We start from the raw sequence: 362 nt of genomic DNA on the forward strand, positions 1-362 counted from the left end.
GACTTTCTCCACCGCCTCGCCGCGGAAGAAGGCATGGTCTACAGCTTTATTCATGAAGCCGGAAAACACACCTTGCTGTTCAGTGATGCCACTGTGCTGCTGCCCTCCTTAGCTCAGCCTATTCCGTACAACGGGTTAGCGGGTGGTGTTAGCGATGTGCCGTATATCCAAGATTTTTCTTATCAATCCGAGGCCCACGTCAGTGAGGTGGAGCTCAAAGACTACAGCTTTAAAAACCCGGCTTATTCCTTTAGCCAATTGGCTCACGGCACGGAGATGGATTACCAACAACCCACTTACGTGCACTTTGATGCGCCAGGTCGCTATAAAGGTGACCCAAATGGCATCGCCTTCACCCGCAC

General features: G+C 51.9%; 1 protein-coding gene. It reads left to right on the top strand.

The genetic code is table 11. The features are described from left to right. A partial coding sequence (locus QTN94_RS20730) for a contractile injection system protein, VgrG/Pvc8 family (protein WP_331428704.1) occupies positions 1-362 on the top strand: 362 nt, incomplete at both ends.

The organism is Vibrio sp. M250220 (genome assembly GCF_036533795.1).
GTDB lineage: Bacteria > Pseudomonadota > Gammaproteobacteria > Enterobacterales > Vibrionaceae > Vibrio.